Annotated in this window: 16 protein-coding genes; 8 read left to right on the top strand and 8 right to left on the bottom strand. The window is 72.3% G+C overall.

Translation table 11 applies throughout. The features are described 5' to 3' along the window. Nucleotides 1-181: 181 nt before the first annotated feature. The gene (locus AB0A69_RS28055; protein WP_361427838.1) at nt 182-1,798 is read right to left on the bottom strand and encodes a D-aminoacylase; all 1,617 of its coding nucleotides are present in this window, start codon (nt 1,796-1,798) and stop codon (nt 182-184) included. A 15-nt stretch (nt 1,799-1,813) separates the two neighbouring features. Then, nucleotides 1,814-3,079, bottom strand: a complete 1,266-nt coding sequence (locus AB0A69_RS28050) for an alanine racemase (RefSeq protein ID WP_361427836.1) — start codon at nt 3,077-3,079, stop codon at nt 1,814-1,816. Between the two features lie 137 nt (nt 3,080-3,216). On the opposite strand from AB0A69_RS28050, the gene AB0A69_RS28045 reads away from it, so the two are divergent. Genes AB0A69_RS28045 through AB0A69_RS28035 form a run of 3 tightly spaced genes read left to right on the top strand, consistent with a single transcriptional unit; the run spans nt 3,217 to nt 5,650 of the window. After that, nucleotides 3,217-4,455 (top strand): sugar kinase, encoded by a 1,239-nt coding sequence (locus AB0A69_RS28045; protein WP_361427834.1) that lies wholly within the window; start codon nt 3,217-3,219, stop codon nt 4,453-4,455. Continuing rightward, nucleotides 4,452-5,249 carry an IclR family transcriptional regulator gene (locus tag AB0A69_RS28040; protein ID WP_361427832.1) on the top strand — a complete coding sequence of 266 codons (798 nt, stop codon included), beginning with the start codon at nt 4,452-4,454 and terminating at the stop codon, nt 5,247-5,249. Before AB0A69_RS28045 ends, AB0A69_RS28040 begins: the two co-directional genes overlap by 4 nt. Further along, nucleotides 5,246-5,650 (top strand): RidA family protein, encoded by a 405-nt coding sequence (locus tag AB0A69_RS28035; RefSeq protein WP_361427830.1) that lies wholly within the window; start codon nt 5,246-5,248, stop codon nt 5,648-5,650. Before AB0A69_RS28040 ends, AB0A69_RS28035 begins: the two co-directional genes overlap by 4 nt. Before the next feature lie 58 nt (nt 5,651-5,708). Here the strand turns inward: AB0A69_RS28035 and AB0A69_RS28030 are convergent, their stop codons facing one another. Further along, entirely contained in the window at nt 5,709-7,064 is a 1,356-nt protein-coding gene (locus tag AB0A69_RS28030) for a M14 family metallopeptidase (RefSeq protein WP_361427828.1), read from the bottom strand. A gap of 207 nt (nt 7,065-7,271) precedes the next feature. Between AB0A69_RS28030 and AB0A69_RS28025 the strand changes: the two genes are divergently transcribed. Further along, on the top strand, nt 7,272-8,591 hold the full coding sequence (locus tag AB0A69_RS28025) for an Nramp family divalent metal transporter (protein ID WP_361427826.1): 1,320 nt from the start codon (nt 7,272-7,274) through the stop codon (nt 8,589-8,591). A gap of 45 nt (nt 8,592-8,636) precedes the next feature. Further along, nucleotides 8,637-8,993 carry a hypothetical protein gene (locus AB0A69_RS28020; protein ID WP_361427824.1) on the top strand — a complete coding sequence of 119 codons (357 nt, stop codon included), beginning with the start codon at nt 8,637-8,639 and terminating at the stop codon, nt 8,991-8,993. On the opposite strand, the gene AB0A69_RS28015 is transcribed toward AB0A69_RS28020, so the two are convergent. From AB0A69_RS28015 to AB0A69_RS27995, 5 genes are all read right to left on the bottom strand, one after another. After that, nucleotides 8,994-10,700 (bottom strand): glycoside hydrolase family 18 protein, encoded by a 1,707-nt coding sequence (locus tag AB0A69_RS28015; RefSeq protein WP_361427822.1) that lies wholly within the window; start codon nt 10,698-10,700, stop codon nt 8,994-8,996. It abuts the gene before it with no gap. A 132-nt stretch (nt 10,701-10,832) separates the two neighbouring features. Beyond that, nucleotides 10,833-11,240, bottom strand: a complete 408-nt coding sequence (locus AB0A69_RS28010) for a hypothetical protein (RefSeq protein WP_361427820.1) — start codon at nt 11,238-11,240, stop codon at nt 10,833-10,835. Continuing rightward, nucleotides 11,237-11,668 (bottom strand): DUF3592 domain-containing protein, encoded by a 432-nt coding sequence (locus tag AB0A69_RS28005; protein ID WP_361427817.1) that lies wholly within the window; start codon nt 11,666-11,668, stop codon nt 11,237-11,239. Before AB0A69_RS28005 ends, AB0A69_RS28010 begins: the two co-directional genes overlap by 4 nt. A gap of 11 nt (nt 11,669-11,679) precedes the next feature. Next, complete coding sequence (locus AB0A69_RS28000; RefSeq protein WP_361427814.1) at nt 11,680-12,252, bottom strand: hypothetical protein; 573 nt, start codon at nt 12,250-12,252, stop codon at nt 11,680-11,682. A gap of 30 nt (nt 12,253-12,282) precedes the next feature. Beyond that, complete coding sequence (locus tag AB0A69_RS27995; protein WP_361427811.1) at nt 12,283-13,815, bottom strand: hypothetical protein; 1,533 nt, start codon at nt 13,813-13,815, stop codon at nt 12,283-12,285. A gap of 307 nt (nt 13,816-14,122) precedes the next feature. On the opposite strand from AB0A69_RS27995, the gene AB0A69_RS27990 reads away from it, so the two are divergent. The 3 genes from AB0A69_RS27990 (at nt 14,123) to AB0A69_RS27980 (ending at nt 17,130) form a co-directional block, all read left to right on the top strand. After that, nucleotides 14,123-15,001, top strand: a complete 879-nt coding sequence (locus AB0A69_RS27990; protein ID WP_361427808.1) for a hypothetical protein — start codon at nt 14,123-14,125, stop codon at nt 14,999-15,001. A 151-nt stretch (nt 15,002-15,152) separates the two neighbouring features. Next, complete coding sequence (cpaB, locus tag AB0A69_RS27985; protein ID WP_361427805.1) at nt 15,153-15,872, top strand: Flp pilus assembly protein CpaB; 720 nt, start codon at nt 15,153-15,155, stop codon at nt 15,870-15,872. A 7-nt stretch (nt 15,873-15,879) separates the two neighbouring features. Next, a complete protein-coding gene (locus AB0A69_RS27980; RefSeq protein WP_361427802.1) occupies nt 15,880-17,130 on the top strand; it encodes an AAA family ATPase in 1,251 nt (416 codons plus the stop codon).

Genomic DNA, 17,130 nt, shown 5'->3' with positions numbered 1-17,130 from the left:
GAGGCGTTCCGTTCATGTTGCGCCGCGTGACGGTGCTGGGCGCGAAGCCTTCGCTCATGCGGCCCACGCTCGCCGTGGGTGACGGGCCGGTCCCACCCCCCGCGCCGCGGCGGGATGTGTTATTGCGGCTGTGTCGCAAAAACTTCAAGGATGCGGACTTCCGGAGGTCCGGATCTCGCCTTCAGGCCCGGACCGGTGTCCGCCGCACCGACCGTCCCGCCAGGGCGTCCGTGCGGCGGCCGTCCGCGATGACGAAGCGGCCGTCGATCAGGACGTACGGGATGCCCGTCGGGGCGGTGCGCGGGGCCTCGAAGGTGGCGCCGGCCGCGACCGTGGCCGGGTCGAAGAGCACCAGGTCGGCGCGGTGGCCCTCGCGGACCAGGCCCCGGTCGGACAGCCGGAGGCGGGCCGCGGGGCGGCCGGTGAGGTGGGCGACCGCCTCCTCCAGGGAGAGCACGCCCAGCTCGCGCGCGTACCGCCCCAGGTAGTGCGGGAACGTGCCGTACGCGCGCGGATGCGGCTTGGCGCCGCGCAGGATGCCGTCCGAGCCGCCCGTGTGCGTGCGGTGGCGCATGATCGCGCGGACGTTCTCCTCGTGGCCGACGTGCTGGAGGATCGTCGGGGCGAGCCGGTCCGCGAGCAGCAGGCGGCGGGCCGTCGTCCACGGCTGCTCGCCGCGCGCGGTCGCCGACTGCCGGATCGTACGGCCGACGTACCCGGCGAGCGCCGGGTCGCCGACGCCCGAGATCTCGATGGTGTCCCACTCGACCGGCACCCCGTGGCAGCCGTCCGAGCCGGTCACTTCGAGGCCGTGCCGGATCCGGGCGGCGGTCGCCTCGTCGCGCAGCCGCGCCAGCGTCGCCTCCGGGCCGCCCTCGCTCGCCCAGCTCGGCAGCAGCGCCACCAGCGTCGTACAGCCGGGCGTGTACGGGTACGTGTCGAGGGTGATGTCCGCGCCCTCGGCCAGCGCCGCGTCCAGGAGCGCCAGCAGCTCCGGCGCCCGGCCCTCGTTGACGCGGAAGTTGAGCGTGGCGTGCGCCAGGTGCAGCGCGCAGCCCGCCTCGCGCGTGACCGCGATCATCTCCTCGTACGCCCGCAGCGCCCCGGCGCCGTAACTGCGGTGGTGCGGGCAGTAGTAGCCGCCGTACGCCGCCACCACCCGGCACAGCGCGGTCAGTTCGGCGTCGCGCGCGTACATCCCCGGCGTGTAGGTCAGCCCGGACGACAGGCCGACGGCGCCCTCCTCCAGGCCCCGCGCCACCAGCTCCTTCATCCGGGTGAGTTCGGCGTCGGTGGGCGGCCGGTCGTCCCAGCCCATGGCGTACGCGCGGACCGTCCCCTGGGGGATCAGGTACGCGGCGTTGACGGCGATGCCCTGGCCGCCGAAGCCCCGGTCCAGGCGGTCGAGGTACTCGCCGACGCTCCGCCAGTCGAAGGCGATGTCGGAGCCGTCGCCGTTCCAGCCCGCGATGGCCGTGCGGACCCCGTCGAGCGTGCGCGCGTCGACCGGCGCGTACGACAGGCCGTCCTGGCCCAGCACTTCGAGCGTGACGCCCTGTGCCGCCTTCGCGCTGTGGTCCGGGTCGCGCAGGAGGGCGAGGTCGCTGTGGGCGTGCATGTCGATGAAACCGGGCGCGAGCGCCAGCCCGTGCGCGTCCAGCGTGCGCCGCCCCGACAGCGCCGGGTCACCGGCACGGCGCAGGGCCGCTATGCGGCCGCCGGTGACGCCGACGTCGGCGCGGTACGACGGGCCGCCGGTGCCGTCGACGACGCGTGCGCCGCGTATGACGAGGTCCATGGCCGCCGGGCCGCTCTAGAAGAACGTCCGGATGTAGTCGACCACCGTGCCGTCCGCCTCCACCAGCGGGATCAGCTGCCACTTGTCGAAGATGGTGCACGGGTGCGACAGGCCCATGCCGACCCAGTCGCCCACCTCCAGCTCCGCCGCCTCCGCCGTCGTCTCCAGCCAGGCGTGCTGGTCCGACAGGCGCGTCACCGTGATCCCGGCGGCGGGCCGCACCGACCCGTCGCGCGCCGAGCGCACCACCTGCGCCTCCGGGAGGTGGAGGTCGTACGCCGCGTCCCGCTTGCCCGCGTTGACGAAGGCCTGCTCCGGCGTGGGCCGGGACACCACCTGCGCCCAGAGGCGGAAGGCCGGCTGGAGGGCGCCCTCCTCGGGCACGCGGTTGAACGGGGTGAGGTTGCGGTACTGGCCGTCGTCGTGTGACACGTACGCGCCCGAGCGCAGCAGCTTCAGGACCGGGCGGGACAGCGTCGGCAGCTCGGCGAAGACCTCGGCCACCGTGTCGAACCAGGCGCTGCCGCCCGCGCTGACCACGATCTCGTCCAGGTCGGCGGGGAACCGCCCCGCCTTGTCGAAGTCGACCGCGAGCGCGGTCAGCCGGCGCAGCCAGGCCCGTACGGTCTCCGGCGTGGCGTCCGGCACCTCGCCCTCGTAGCCCGCGACACCGACCAGGCGCAGGTGGCGGGCCCCGGCGACGGCGTCGGCGACGGCGGCGCAGTCCGCCTCCGTACGCGCCCCGGTGCGCGCGCCGTCGCCCGCGCCGAGCTCCACGACGACGTCGACGGGGCGTGCCGTGGAGTCGAGCGCCTCCTCCATGAGCTCGACGCCGCGCACCGAGTCGACGTAGCAGACGAAGTGGAAGCCCGGGTCGTCGGCGAGCTCCCGCGCCAGCCAGCGCAGGGCGGCGGCGTCGACGAGCTCGTTGGCGAGGAAGATCCGCCGCACGCCGAACGCCCGGTACACGCGTGCCTGGTGCGGCACCGCCGCCGTGATGCCCCACGCGCCGTGGGCGATCTGGCGGTCGAAGAGGTGCGGCGCCATGGACGTCTTGCCGTGCGGGGCGAAGGCGAGGCCGTGCCGCTCGGAGTATGCCTCCAGGAGCGCGAGGTTGTGCTCGACGGACTCGGCGGAGAGCGCGAGGACGGGCGTGGTGAAGCCGCCGGTGAAGAGGTTGCGGCGCTGGGCCGCCAGCGCGCCGACGGTCAGGCCCTCGGCGTCGACCGGCAGCCCCTTGAAGCGGTGGTCGACGCGCTCGTCCTTGAGGTCGTCCGTCATGCGGGCCCCTCCTCCTGCTGGAGTAGCGTTGCGTGGTGCGCAATGCTCGTTGCGTATGCCGTTTGCCGCTGTCTAACATCCGGCTCAACGCCGGGTCAATGGACCCGGATGCGCGTGGCCCGTGAGGAGCCCCCAGCGTGACCGATGTCGATGTCGTCTGCCTCGGCGAGTCCCTGGTCACCTTCCTGCCCTCCCGGCCGGGCCCGCTCGCCGACGTCCCCTCCTTCACCCGCGCCATCGGCGGCGCCGAGTCCAACGTCGCCTGCGCGCTGGCCGCCACCGGGCACCGCGTCCGCTGGGTGAGCCGCGTCGGCACCGACGGCTTCGGCGACCACCTGGTCGCGGCCATCGCGGCGTACGGCGTCGACACCGGGGCCGTACGCCGCGACCCGCACCGCCCGACGGGCGTGTACTTCCGCACGGCCACCGACCGCGCGGCGGCGGAACACGAGGTCGTCTACTACCGCGCCGGGTCCGCCGCCTCCGCGATGTCCCCCGAGACCGTGGCGTACGACGACCTCCGCCCGGCCCGCGTCCTCCACCTGTCGGGCATCACGGCCGCGCTGTCGGACGGCTGCCTCGCTCTGCTGCGCGGCCTCACCGGGCGGTGGCCCGGCCGCCCGCTCGTCTCCTTCGACGTCAACCACCGGCCTGCCCTGTGGCACGGCCGCCCGGACGCCGCCGACGTCCTGCTGGAGCTGGCGCGGGGCGCGGACGTCGTCTTCGTCGGCGAGGACGAGGCGGAGGCGGTGTGGGGTGTGCGGGGTGCGGCGGAGATCCGGGAGGCGTTGCCGGAGCCGGCGGTGGTGGTCGTAAAGCAGGGCGGGGCCGGGGCGATGGCATCGAGCCGCCGCGCGGGGCCTTTCCCCACCCCGCCCCTTCCCGAACCGGGGGCTCTGCCCCCGGACCCCCGCGCCTCAATCGCCGGCGGGGCTGAGTTTCAGCCCGTCCGGCGTTCGAGGACACGCGCGAAGCGCGTACGGGGTCCGGGGCGAAGCCCCGGTTACGGGAAGGGGCGGGGTGGGGAAGAAGCCCCGCGCAGCGGCCACATCCACGTCCCCGCGCCCCGCGTCGACGTCGTCGCCGCCACCGGCGCCGGCGACGCCTTCGCCGCCGGCTTCCTCGCCGCCACCCTCCGCGGCCTCGACATGCGCCGGCGCCTGCGCCACGGGCACCTGATGGCCGCCGCCGCGCTCACCGTGCCGGGAGACCTCGGCGCGCCGCCCGCCACCGCGTACGCGGACCGGCTCGTGGAGCTCGACGACGCCGCCTGGGGGAGACTGCACCTCGGCCCGGGCTGGACGGCGACGGGGCCGACGACGGGGACGGGGCCGGGCAACGGAACCGGGAACGACCAGGAGGCACGCACGCCATGAGCCAGACCGTCGACCGCGCGCTCAGCATCCTGCCGCTGCTCGCGCGCGGCCCCGCCGACCTCGGGCAGGTCGCGGACGCCCTCGGCGTGCACAAGTCCACCGCCCTGCGCCTGCTGCGCACGCTCCACGGGCACGGCCTGGTCTACCGCCAGCAGGACCAGCGCTACCGCCTCGGCGCCCGGCTCTTCGCGCTCGCGCAGGAGGCCGTCGAGAGCCTCGACGTCCGCGAGATCGCCCATCCCCACCTCGTACGGCTCGGTGAGCGGACCGGGCACACCGTGCACCTCGCCGTGTACGAGGACGGCGAGGTGCTCTACCTCGACAAGGTCGAGAGCCGCTACCCGGTCCGCATGTACTCGCGGATCGGCAAGCCCGTCGCGATCACCGTCGCCGCCGTCGCCAAGCTGCTCCTCGCCGACCTCCCCGAGCCCGAGCGCCGCGCCGTCGCCGCCAAGCTCGACTACCCCATGTACACGGCGCGTTCGACCCCCAACGCCGCGGCCTTCCTCAAGGAGCTCGCGACCGTACGCGAACAGGGCTGGGCCACCGACCTCGGCGGCCACGAGGAGTCCATCAACTGTGTCGCGGCACCCATCCGCGGCGCCGACGGCCGTGTCGTCGCCGCCATGTCGATCTCCGCCCCGAACGTCGTCGTCACCGCCGACGAACTCCTCGCCCTCCTCCCGCTGGTACGCCGCACCGCCGACGCCGTCACGCGGGACTACTCCGGCACCACGAGCCCGACCCCGACCACGACCCAGACACCGCCCCCGACCCCGAAGGACGCCGCATGACCGAGAAGACCGCGATAACGCCCCCGACCCACACCGCGCCGCCCGCCGCCTTCTCGCACGGCGTCCGCAAGGGCAACATCCTTCAGGTGGCGGGCCAGGTCGGCTTCCTCCCGGCCGTCGAGGGCGAACCCCCGGCCGTCGCCGGTCCCACCCTGCGCGAGCAGACCCTGCAGACCCTCGCCAACGTCGAGGCCGTCCTCACGGAGGGCGGTGCCACGTGGGAGGACGTGGTGATGATCCGCGTCTACCTCACCGACACGGACCACTTCGCCGAGATGAACGAGATCTACAACGCCTACTTCAAGGACCTGAAGGCGCCCCCGGCGGCCCGCACCACGGTCTACGTCGGCCTCCCCGCCGGCCTGCTCATCGAGATCGACGCCCTGGCGGTCCCCGGCTGACACGCACGCGACCGCCGTGGCACGGCAGGGAAGTCCGTGCCACGGCGGTCTCGGACGCCTACGCGCAGTACTGCTGCTCCTTGCCGATCGAGCGGTACATGCAGTCCGCGTTCTCGATCAGCTGCAGCACCGCGTCGCGGTTGCGGCTGGTCTCCCGCTCGATCACCTCGTCCGGCGGGTAGAAGCCGCCGCCGCTCGAGCCGCGCGGGTACATCTCGAAGGTGTAGCCGAAGATCTTGTGCGCGCCCCACAGGTAGTCGTCGATCGACCCGTCCGTGATGTAGAGGTCGCTCGACTGCTGCGGCGTGTAGCCGTTGCTCGCGGCCATCTTGCGGCCGACCGCCGCGAAGGCGTCGCGGTCGTCCTGGGTCAGGCCGGGGGCGGTGTCGTTGTACGTGTAGCCGTACGGCCAGAGCACCAGCTCGCTGTACGTGTGGAAGTCGATGCCCGCCTTGATCTGCTGCGTGCCGCCGACGACCCGGGAGCGTACGAAGTCGGCGACGACCTTCACCTCGGGCGCCGACTCGGGCGCCGAGCCGCGGTAGGTCTCGGAACCGTACGAGCCGGAGGAGCCGCCGCAGCAGCCCCACTTGAAGTTCCAGTTGCGGTTCATGTCCGTGCCGACGGACGTGGAGCCGGCGTTGGGCTGGCGGTTCTTGCGCCAGCTGCGGTAGGAGCCGGAGGCGATGTCGTACTCGCCGCCGTCCGGGTTGAGGTCGGGCACGATCCAGATCTCGCGGTTGTTGACGGCGCTGGTGATCCGGGAGTCGGAGCCGTAGCCCGCGCCGAGCTCGCGCAGCAGGTAGAGCGCCATCTCGACGGTGAGGTGCTCGCGCGCGTGCTGGTGGTGGGTGAAGAGGATCTCGGGCTCGTTCTCGTCGGTCGCCACGTTGTCGCTGATCTTGATGGCGACGATGTCGCGGCCCTGGTAGCTCTTGCCGATGACGCGGCGGCTCATGATGTTCGGGTACTGCTGGAGCCGCTGGGTGATCTCCGCGTTCATCTCCGCGTAGTTGTGGTACCGCGAGTCGGCGGACGGGAAGTCCAGGGCGCCGAGGGAGGTGCCGGACGCCTTGCCGCCGCTCCGGTCGGGCGGCCCGGGCAGGACCTCCAGCTTGTGTCCGAGGGCGCGCAGGCGGCGCGCCTGGTCGGCGGTGGCGCTGACGACGACCGCGTGGGAGTCGGCCTCGTCGATCGAGACGCCGGTGGCGGCGAGGGCGGTGCGCTCGGCGGGGGTGGACGGGCCGTGGATCTCGTACTGCCGGACGACCTCCTCCGCGGTGGCGGCGGGGGCGGCCGGTGCGTCGGTTCCGGTGCCGGTCGCGGCGCCGAGGGGCACGACGACGGCGAGCGCCAGCAGGGCCGTGAGGGTGGCGGACCTTCTGCCGCGTGAGCCGCGTATGCGAAGTCGCATGCTGAGTCTCCTGGGTGGGGGGTACGGGGTGGCTCTCCCCGTGCGAGGCATCGTGCGGCCGTGGCATGACCGCGTCAAGAGTCAGACTCCGGCCAAGGTCGCTCCGCCGGCCGCCGCCGCCTCACCCCGCACGGCCCCTTGCGCGATCACCCCACACCCGGTTACGTGACCTGACGTCACATGAGCGCGAGGGGAAGGTGGCCGGACATGACGGACGCGGACACGGCACGGACGGAGGGGACGGGCGAGGGCGCCCCCGGCACCCCCGGTGCCCCCGGGGTGCCGCCCCGCAAGGCGAGCTGGCGCTCCATCGGCCCCGGCATCGTCGTCGCCGCCACCGGCGTCGGTGCCGGTGACCTGATCGCCACGCTCATCGCGGGCAGCAAGTTCGGCTACACCCTGCTGTGGGCCGCCGTCATCGGCTGCCTCGTCAAGATCTCGCTCGCCGAGGCCGCCGGCCGGTGGCATCTGGCCACCGGCCGCACCCTCTTCGACGGCTGGCGCAGCCTCGGCGCCTGGACGACCGTCTACTTCGTCGGATACGTCGTCATCTGGGGCTTCGTCTACGGCGCGGCCGCCATGTCCTCCAGCGCGCTGCCGCTGAGTGCGCTCTTCCCGGGCGTCATGGATCTGAAGTGGTGGGCCGTGCTGTGCGGCCTCGTCGGCCTGGTCTTCGTCTGGTTCAACCGGTACGCCGTCTTCGAGAAGGTCATGACGGTACTGGTCGGCGTGATGTTCCTGGTCACCGTCTACCTCGCCGTCCGGGTCACCCCGCACCTCGGCGACGCGGTCGCCGGCCTCGCGCCCGTCCTGCCGGACGGCTCGCTGATCTACACCCTCGGCCTGATCGGCGGCGTCGGCGGCACCATCACGCTCGCCGCGTACGGCTACTGGGTCAACGCCAAGGGCTGGACCGACATCAGCTGGATCAAGGTCATGCGGTTCGACAACCGCGTCGCCTACCTCACCACCGGCGTCTTCGTCGTCGCGATGCTCTTCGTCGGCGCCGAGCTGCTGCACTCCTCCGGCGTCGCGCTCACCAAGGGCGACAAGGGCCTGCTGGACCTGGGCAAGGTCCTGGAGGACCGGTACGGCGCCGCCACCGCCAAGCTGTTCCTGATCGGATTCTTCGCCACCTCCTTCACCTCCCTCATCGGCGTCTGGCACGGCGTGAGCCTGATGTTCGCCGACTTCGTCGCCCGTTTCCGCGAGGGGAGGGGCGGGGGCGGAGCCGCCGCCGTCGTGGCGCGCGAGAAGTCGCTGCCGTTCCGCGCGTACCTGCTGTGGCTGACGTTCCCGCCGATCAGCCTGCTGTTCCTGGACCAGCCGTTCGGCCTGGTGATCGTGTACGGCCTGATCGGCGCGTTCTTCATGCCGTTCCTGGCGCTCACCCTCGTCTGGCTGCTCAACTCCGACCGTACGCCGCGCGAGTGGCGCAACGGCTGGCTGAGCAACGGCATGCTCGTCGCGGCGGGCCTGCTGTTCCTGGTGCTGTGCGTGCAGCAGGTGCGCGAGCTGCCCTGGTAGGGCCGCTGGGAACGCCCCTGGGAACGCCCCTGGTAGAACTGCGGCATGAGCATGCCGCCCCAGCCGCCCCCTCCGGGCTTCGGCCCCCCGATACCCGTACCACCGCTCCACCCCACCGGCGGCCCCGAGTTCGTCGCGCACGACAAGCACAACTCCGTCGTCGTCGACGCCTCCGGGGTCGGCCTGGAGGTCAACGGCTACCCCATGGACTTCCCGTGGGAGGCGGTCGCGACCGTGCACTTCGCGCCCGCCCCCCACGGCCACGTGCTGATGGTGGCCGTCCGCCACCCCGGCGGCATGCTCTACGAGTGCCGGATCGCCGCGCGCCGCAAGGCCCAGCTCCACCAGTGGCTGGCGGAGCTGGGCCCCGTACTGCACTACTACCTCGCCGGAAGGCGGTAGTTACGGCAGGTTGTGGACGTGCGGCCCCACCGCGTTGGACCACGCGTTGCCGGCCGTCGCGTCCCAGTTCGTGGACCAGGTCATCGCCCCGCGCAGCGCCGGGTACGTCTTCGACGGCTTGAAGGAGCCGCACCCGGTGCCGCGCGTCAGGCAGTCCAGCGCGTTCTTCACGACCGACGGGTCGACGTAACCGCTGCCCGCGCCGCGCGGCGAGGCCGGGACACCGAGGCCGACCTGGGACGGGTCGAGACCGCCCTCCAGCTGGATGCAGGCGAGGGCGGTGAGGAAGTCCACCGACCCCTGCGCGTACACCTTGCCGTCGCAGCCGAGCATCGAACCGCTGTTGTAGTACTGCATGTTGACCACCGTGAGGATGTCCTTCACGGCCAGGGCCGTCTTGAAGTACTCCGTCCCGGTGTTCTGCATGTCGATGGTCTGCGGCGCCATCGTGAGCACCATGCCGGGCCCGGCCTTGGCCGACAGCTGGCGCAGCGCCTTCGTCAGGTACGTGGAGTTGATGCCGTGCTCCAGATCGATGTCGACCCCGCTGAATCCGTACTCCTGCATCAGGGCGTACGCGCTGTTCGCGAAGGCGGTCGCGGAGGCGTCGCTGTTGATCGTGACGTTGCCCTTCTCGCCGCCCACCGAGATGATCACCGACTTGCCGGCGGCCTTCTTCGCGGCGATGTCGGCCTTGAAGTCGGCGACCGAGGCGTAGCCGACGGCCGGGTCGAGGTTGAAGACGATCTGGCCGGGCGTGGCGGTCGAGTCCGCGAACGAGACCGCGATGATGTCGTACTGCGCCTGCACGTCGCGCAGCTTCTGCACGGTCGCGCCGTTGTCGAAGTTCTGCCAGTAGCCGGTCACGGCGTGGCGCGGCACGGCCGGGTTCGGGTTGGTCCCGCCCGGGGCCGTCTTCCCGGTCACGGCCGCCGACTTCGCCGACTCACCGGCGGCGTTGACCGCGCTGACCTGGAAGCTGTACGAGGTGTTCGCCGCGAGCCCGGTCACCGTCGCCGACGTGCCGGTCACGGTCTGGGCCTTGGTGCCGTCGCGGTAGACGTGGTAGGAGGTGGCGCCCTGGACGGGGTTCCAGCCGAGGGCGACGGACGAGGAGGTCACCGCGCCGGTCGTGAGCCCGGCCGGGGTGGCGGGCACCACGGGGTCGGGGTCGCCGCCCCCGCCGCCGTCGGGGCCGAAGACGGAGACGTCGTCGGCGTGGTAGGCGGACTGCCCGTACCAGCCGTGCGTGTAGACCGTCACGGAGGTGGTGTTCGCGCCGGTGGTGAAGCGGGTGGTCAGCTGCTGCCAGCCGGTGGAACCGGGCGTCCACGTCGAGACGTCGGTGGTGCCGGTGCCGCTCGCGCCGAGGTACGCGTACCCGCCCTGCACCCAGGCGCTCAGCGTGTACGTGGAGTTCGGCCTGACCACCACGCTCTGGGCGCAGCGCGCGTTGTCCTGGCCGCCGGGCGTGGCCTTGAGGGCGGCGGTGCCGCCGTGCACGGGGCTGGAGACGGTGGTGCCGCTGCCCGCCGAGCAGCTCCAGTTGGCGAGACCGGACTCGAAGCCGGCGTTCTTGGCCACGTTGACGTCGGCGGCGGCACCGGCCGCCTGCGCGGTGCCCGCGCCGCCGGTGAGCGCCAGCCCGGGGGCGGCGGCGAGCGCGAGTGCGCCCCCGAGCCATCTGCGTGCGCGAATGCGGTCCACTTGCTGCCTCCGGTGGGGAGTGGGGGAGTGGGGGTACGGACGGAGAACGGTGGCCACCGCTGCCGCAAAGTTGGTCCAGACCAATCGCGTTGTCAAGACTTCCGGCACCGATCTCCGTCATATGACGGGCTGTCAGGCGGCGTTCTCCTGCAACCGGTCGGCCGCGTATCCGGCCACGCACCCCACCGCCAGCACGGCGTTCGACAGGAACAGCCCCTCCGCCGCCAGCTCCCGCCACTGCAACGCCATGTTCAGCGCCTGCGCCGCCACCGGCACCGCCAGCACGGCCGCCAGATGCCGGGCCGGCCGCTCCCGGTACGGCTCGCGGTGCGACCGCCCCGCCGCCCACGCCGCCAGCGCCACGCACAGGGCGTTCGGCAGGTGGATCAACAGCAGCCGGCCCCCGAAGGTCTCCAGCCGCGCCTCCGACGCGAGGTGCTCGTACACCAGCGTGGCCTGCGCGTACTCCGTCACGACCAGCACCACGATCCCCACCGCCCACGCCCACGTCAGCGCGAGGACACCCGCACCCCGGGTCATCGGCCCTCCCCCCACGTCAGCAGGAACACGACCGCGAAGCCCGCCGTCCCGAACCCGCACCCCGCGACCAGCACCCCGTACCGCACGAGCGTCGGCCACCGCCCGCGCCCCGTGATCGTCGCCGTCCCCTCCGGGTCGGCGGGGTCGTACGACACCGTCACCCGCGTCCCGGCCGTCACCGACCGGCCCGCCAGGTCCTCGAACTCGACCCGCCGCCCGTCCCGCGCCCGGAAGGCGAAGAAGTGCCGCTCCGCGTCCGAGCGGCCGTACGGCTCCGACTCCACGCGCACGCACTCGCCCGTGGCCCGCTCGCCGCCCCGCACCCCGCGCACCACCGCCGCGAGCCGTCTGGCGTACGTCACCGTCAGCCAGCCGAAGAGCGCGACCATGAAGCCGAAGAAGAGGTGGTCCCCGCCCGGCACCTCCATGCGCGCCGCCCCTACCCCACGACCGTGATCGAGCCGACGATCCGGTCCACGTCGGCGTCGCTCAGCGTGCCCTCGGCCGCGTCGATCCGCACCGCGTACGCCTTCTTCCCCGCGTCCAGCCCGGCCACGATCACGCCCGCGTACCGCGTCCCCTTCTCCGTGAAGGCGAACGCGATCCGCCGCGCCTCCCGCGCGCCCTCGGGCCCGGCGACCTCGATCTCCTCCTGTTCGCCGAGCGTCGAGCCGAGCGCGATCCCGGCCTCCGCGCCGATCGCCGCCTCCTCGACCGAGTCGGCGTTGGTGAAGTCCAGCTGCACCGAGAGCATCCCGGTCGCCTTGCCGCCCTCGGTGCGGACCGCGGCCGCGGCGTTGTGCCTGCTGCGCTCGGCGTCGCCCTGCGGCGTGAACGCGGGCGGGTGCGCGACCGTCACGGCCCGGGTCTTCAGGGTCCCCCAGCCCTCCGGCACCGGGCCGTCGCCGCCCGTGTCCCCGGTCCCGCACCCGACGACCAGGGCGGCGGCCAGCAGCGCGACGGCCGGCAGCCGGGTCTTCTCGCCTTGCACGAAACCTTGCACGAAACTCATGGCACTCATGGCACTCCCGTCCCAGGCAGGTCAGTTCGCACAGTAGCTGTACGGCACATAGCTGCGGGTGTCCCCGTTCGGCGCCCCCAGGAAGTGGGCCCGGTCGAGCGTCTCCTCCTTCTTCTCGGTCGACACCGAGAAACCGAGGCTCAGCCCCAGGTTCAGCTCGAAGCCGTACTCCGCCGCCTGGGTCCGCCCCGTGTACGTCATCCGGCTCGACAGGCCCTCGTCGAAGAGCAGCTGCCCGAACGGGTCTTCGTTCCCCGGTCGCGTCGTCGGAGCATGGTCGTCGAACATGTAGGCGAAGGGTGCTCCGTACTGCCCGTTGCCGTCCAGCCACGCCTGCGCCACCTTCCGGTGCGCGTCGCCCTGCGGGCCGGGCTTGAGCACGACGGAGTGAGTCACGACCTCGATGCCGACACCGTGGTCACCGCCCTTCACACCGCCGCTGCCGCCGCGCTTGCCGTCCCCGGTCCCGCCGTTGTCGCCGCCCACCTTGACGCCGTCCTTCACGGCACCCTTCTCCACGGTCCGCGTCATGTCGATGCGCAGCAGCTCGCCGGTCTTCTTGTCGTGCGTGACGGTGAGGGTGCCGGTCCGTGTCGTGGCCGCCGACGACTCGCCGGCGACCGGCCCGGCCTCGTACCCCACCTTCGAGCCGTACTCGATCGCCGCGCTGTACGTGTACGACTTGGTGCCCTTGAAGTCGTTGTCGGTCCAGGTCACCTCGGGGGAGAAGGTGAACTTCCCGCCGAGCGTGGCGCTCAGCTTCTTCTCGTCGCCGGGGCCGACCTTGAGGCCGCCGGCCGCGCTCGCCTCCAGCCCGACCTTGCCGTACCCGATGTGCCGGTTGCCGAGCTTCTCCTCGATGCGGTCGCGCAGCTTCTCCTCCTCCGCCATCGGCCCCTTGCCGAAGAGGTAGAGGATGCTGCTGCCCAGGCCGCCGCCGCGCGCGTTGGCGTGCCGGTTGGTGAGCTCGTACGCCTTCAGCTTCTCGATGTCGTCGCGGAACGCCCTGGCCTCCTCCTCGCTGCGGAAGACCCAGGTGTCGCCGTTGGTGACCTTGATGCCGGCGCCCAGCTCGACCTGGTCGGAGCCGAACCTGCCGATCTTCGCGCCGGGCTTGAAGTCCTTCTTCGCGGCGAGGGACGCGGCGTCGGTGAAGGTCATCATGACGAGCCGGTCGCCGTCGTCCACCGTGCCGTCGCCGTTCTGGTCGGTGCTGGAGCGGAACGTCTGCTGCTGGAAGCCGTACTCCTCGCCCCACTCGATGAACAGGACCTTCGCCTTGGCGCCGGCCTTGTCGGAGAGCGCCGAGATCTGGCAGAGCGGCGGCTCGTAGTCGGCGTCGGTCCTCGGCGTGCCCGCCTCGTCCCGTCCGCCGTCCCCGGTGGCCGCCGAGCAGCCGGTGGAGAAGCTCAGCAGGCAGCGGAACCTGGCGGCGATCGCCGCGTCGACGTCCGTCCCGACGAGCGCGCCGAGGATCGCCGCGGCCACCACGACCACCCCGACGTACTCGGACGCGGTCGCGCCGCGGTCGCGGCGCAGACGTCTCGGTCCCATGTCCCGTGCCCCCGTCGCCCGTTCGGATGATTCGGATGACCGGAAGCGGAGATTACGCAGCGACCCGGCGGGGGACGTGGGCCCTCGGGCCCCAATCCGGGCCCAGACGTACGGGCCCAGGCGCGCCACGGGCGGGCCCGCCTGCGCCCACCGCCGATTCCGGTTCCGCAAGGGTGCCGAAAGGTGTTCTCCGCCACGTAGGACGTGGATAAAGTGCTGCTGCAGGAGCAGCACGGAAGCACGACGTAGCAGTACGTAACTGCGGCCCGCCGGAACCCCGGTGGCCGGAGCCGAACGGGGAACCAGCGTGCCGACCGCAATAGCCGTGACCAGCGCCGATCTGGTGCTGCCGCCGACCGACCGCCAGACGCCCCCCGCGGCGGTGCTGCCGCCGCCCGAGGGCCAGCCGCTGGACGCCGCGCTCGCCGACATGCAGGTGCTGGTCGAACAGCACGGTTACGTCATCGCCCTGTACCCGGCGTCCATCCCGGTCGCGCACCAGCGGCGGCTGCACACCGTCCGCTCGGTCCTGGAGAGCGACCGCATCGCGCTGCTCAAGCTCGACCTGCCGCCGCTGGGCGTCGCCGTCCTCGTACGCCAACTGCGCCAGCTGTCGGTCCTCGACTTCAGCCCCGGGGTCGTCGCCTCCGCGGCGCGGCTGCTCGCGCACTACATCTACGCGGGGGCCCTGCTCAACTCGGTGACCAAGCTGGACCGGGTGCCGGTGAGTCTGAAGACGCACGCCAAGTCGTGGGTGCCCGGCTCGCAGTTCGGGGTGCTCGCCCATCCGGACCCCCAGCTGGTGAAGATCGGCGGCGGCGAGCTCGCCGGGCCCGAATTCGGCACCCAGCTCCTCGTCGCCAAAGGGCAGTTGCAATCGGACTGGGTCACCGCGGTCCTCGCACCCGCGTGGCGGGTCCAGGGAGTTCAGGAATCCCCGCTGCCGGCCGATTCGCCGAGATGGTGGGGCACGGCGAAGATGATCGAATTCGCGGCGTTCCTGCCGGACGTTTCCGTGCTCTACCAGCTGGTCTCCTCGGTACGCCGGGAAATGTGCACCTGGTGCGGGATCGAACTCATCGGTGACCGCTGCGGTTTCTGCTCCGCACCGCTCGCGCCGCCCGAGAACCGACAACAGCCCGACGGTGTCCTGAACCATGGAAGCCCGATGCGCCACGGGTCGTAAGCGCGCACCACCGGCTCGGCTCGTGCGCGTCGACCACTCGAATCGACCACTCGAATCGACCGCTCGAATCGACCGCTCGGACCGACCGCCCGAATCGCCCGCCCGAATCGCCCGCTCGTCAGTCCCCGTCTCCCACGAGGTCGTCCTGCCCATGAATTCACGGCAACGCCGCGGCGTCATTCTGCTCCTCCTCTCCGTGCTCTGCGCGTTCGGCGCGTTCGCCGGAGTTCTCTCGGTGATCAGCGATGTGAATTCCAAGGTGGGGCCGGAGGTGACCGCGTACCGCGTCAAATCGGATGTGGCCGCCTATACGGCCCTCGCACCGGGCCAGTTCGAAAAGATCAAAATGCCCAAGCGCTGGCTCTCCGACAACGCCGTGACCGACCTCGGCGTACTCGACGGGAAGATCGCCGTCACCCAGCTCCGCAAGGGCTCGCTGCTCCAGAGCGACATGATCGTCAAGCGCCCGGCGCTGGAGAACGGCCAGCAGGAGATCGCCATCATGATCGACGCCGCCACCGGCGTCGCCGGCAAGATCACCCCCGGCTCGCTCGTCAACATCTTCGCCACCTTCGACGACGAGGGGAAGGGCAAGGGCGCCCTCGCCGAGTCCCGCATCATCGTGACCAACGCCCGCGTCATCGACGTCGGCAGGCTCACCGCCCTGGAGCCGAGCCGCGACGACCGCGGCAGCCGCGCCACCGAGGCCGTGCCCATCACCTTCGCGCTCAACACCCTCGACGCCCAGCGCGTCGCCTTCGCCGAGTCGTTCGCCGTCCACGTACGCCTCGCCCTGGTCGCGGACGGCAGCCCGACCACCCTGCGCCCCGGCGACGGCACGTACACCCTCGACGAAGACAAGAACAAGTGAGGGCCGGATGACCACACGCATCCTCCCGGCCGTCGGTGACGCCGACGCCGCCCGATCCGTCACCACGCTGCTCAGCCAGCTCCCCGACGCGGAGCCGGCCGGGCCGGTGGGGGACTCGACCTCACTGCTCGACACCCTGGCCCGGCTCGCCGCCGAGTCGCTCGACGAGCTGCCCGAAGTCGTCCTGGTCCACGAACGGATCGGCCCGGTCCCAGCCCTGGAGCTGATCCGGGAGGTTGCCCTCCGCTTTCCCGCGGTCGGCGTCATCCTCGTCACCTCCGACGCCGGCACCGGCCTGTACTCGGCCGCCATGGACTCCGGCGCCCGCGGCCTGGTCGGGCTGCCGATGTCGTACGAGGAGCTCGCCCAGCGCGTCCAGGCGGCCGCCTCCTGGTCGACCGGCGTACGCCGCCACCTCGGCCACGGCGCCGCGGAGGCCCTCACCGGCCCCGGCGGCACCGTCGTCACCGTCAGCGGCGCCAAGGGCGGCGTCGGTACGACGGTGCTCGCGGTCCAGCTGGCGCTCGCCGCCCGCGCCTCCGGCAAGAACACCGCGCTCGCCGACCTCGACCTCCAGGCCGGCGACGTCGCCTCGTACCTCGACGTGCAGTTCCGGCGCTCCGTCGTCGACCTCGCCGGCATCCAGGACGTCGCGCCGCGGGTGCTCCAGGACGCGCTCTTCACCCACCCGACGGGCATCGGCCTGCTGCTCGCGCCCGGCGAGGGCGAGCGTGGCGAGGAGGTCGACGACCGCGCCGTACGCCAGATCGTCAGCGCCCTGCGCCACCGCTACGAGATCGTCGTCGTCGACTGCGGCACCCACATGACCGGCGCCAACGCCGCCGCCATCGAGATGGCCGACCTCACGCTGCTGGTCACCACCCCGGACGTGGTCACGGTCCGGGCGGCCAAGCGGATGGTGCGGCTCTGGGACCGGCTCCAGATCCGCAAGGCGGAGGAGACCGTCACCGTGGTCAACCGCCACACCCGCGCCACGGAGATCCAGCCGCCGCTCGTCGAGCGCATCACCGGCACCCGCGTCGCCCGGACCGCCGTGCCCTCCGGCTTCAAGGAGCTCCAGCCGGCGGTCGACGCGGGACGCATGCAGGACCTGGAGGCCAAGTCGGCGGTCAAGCAGGCGATGTGGGCGCTGGCCGGCGAGCTCGGCTTGGTCAAGGCACCCGAGGGCGTGGAGAAACAGGGAAAGTTCCGGGGCGACCGGGGTTCGATCGGCATGCTTCGTACCAGGAACAAGTGA

Source organism: Streptomyces sp. NPDC045431 (assembly GCF_040646655.1).
GTDB lineage: Bacteria > Actinomycetota > Actinomycetes > Streptomycetales > Streptomycetaceae > Streptomyces.
This window is presented reverse-complemented; position numbering and strand designations above follow the sequence as displayed.

What these genes read in the sequence shown, in the direction of transcription:
- AB0A69_RS28055 (WP_361427838.1), bottom strand. Translation starts at nt 1,798, where the DNA reads ATGGACCTCGTCATACGCGGCGCACGCGTCGTCGACGGCACCGGCGGC.
- AB0A69_RS28050 (WP_361427836.1), bottom strand. Translation starts at nt 3,079, where the DNA reads ATGACGGACGACCTCAAGGACGAGCGCGTCGACCACCGCTTCAAGGGG.
- AB0A69_RS28040 (WP_361427832.1), top strand. Translation starts at nt 4,452, where the DNA reads ATGAGCCAGACCGTCGACCGCGCGCTCAGCATCCTGCCGCTGCTCGCG.
- AB0A69_RS28035 (WP_361427830.1), top strand. Translation starts at nt 5,246, where the DNA reads ATGACCGAGAAGACCGCGATAACGCCCCCGACCCACACCGCGCCGCCC.
- AB0A69_RS28030 (WP_361427828.1), bottom strand. Translation starts at nt 7,064, where the DNA reads ATGCGACTTCGCATACGCGGCTCACGCGGCAGAAGGTCCGCCACCCTC.
- AB0A69_RS28025 (WP_361427826.1), top strand. Translation starts at nt 7,272, where the DNA reads ATGACGGACGCGGACACGGCACGGACGGAGGGGACGGGCGAGGGCGCC.
- AB0A69_RS28020 (WP_361427824.1), top strand. Translation starts at nt 8,637, where the DNA reads ATGAGCATGCCGCCCCAGCCGCCCCCTCCGGGCTTCGGCCCCCCGATA.
- AB0A69_RS28010 (WP_361427820.1), bottom strand. Translation starts at nt 11,240, where the DNA reads ATGACCCGGGGTGCGGGTGTCCTCGCGCTGACGTGGGCGTGGGCGGTG.
- AB0A69_RS28005 (WP_361427817.1), bottom strand. Translation starts at nt 11,668, where the DNA reads ATGGAGGTGCCGGGCGGGGACCACCTCTTCTTCGGCTTCATGGTCGCG.
- AB0A69_RS28000 (WP_361427814.1), bottom strand. Translation starts at nt 12,252, where the DNA reads ATGAGTTTCGTGCAAGGTTTCGTGCAAGGCGAGAAGACCCGGCTGCCG.
- AB0A69_RS27995 (WP_361427811.1), bottom strand. Translation starts at nt 13,815, where the DNA reads ATGGGACCGAGACGTCTGCGCCGCGACCGCGGCGCGACCGCGTCCGAG.
- cpaB (WP_361427805.1), top strand. Translation starts at nt 15,153, where the DNA reads ATGAATTCACGGCAACGCCGCGGCGTCATTCTGCTCCTCCTCTCCGTG.
- AB0A69_RS27980 (WP_361427802.1), top strand. Translation starts at nt 15,880, where the DNA reads ATGACCACACGCATCCTCCCGGCCGTCGGTGACGCCGACGCCGCCCGA.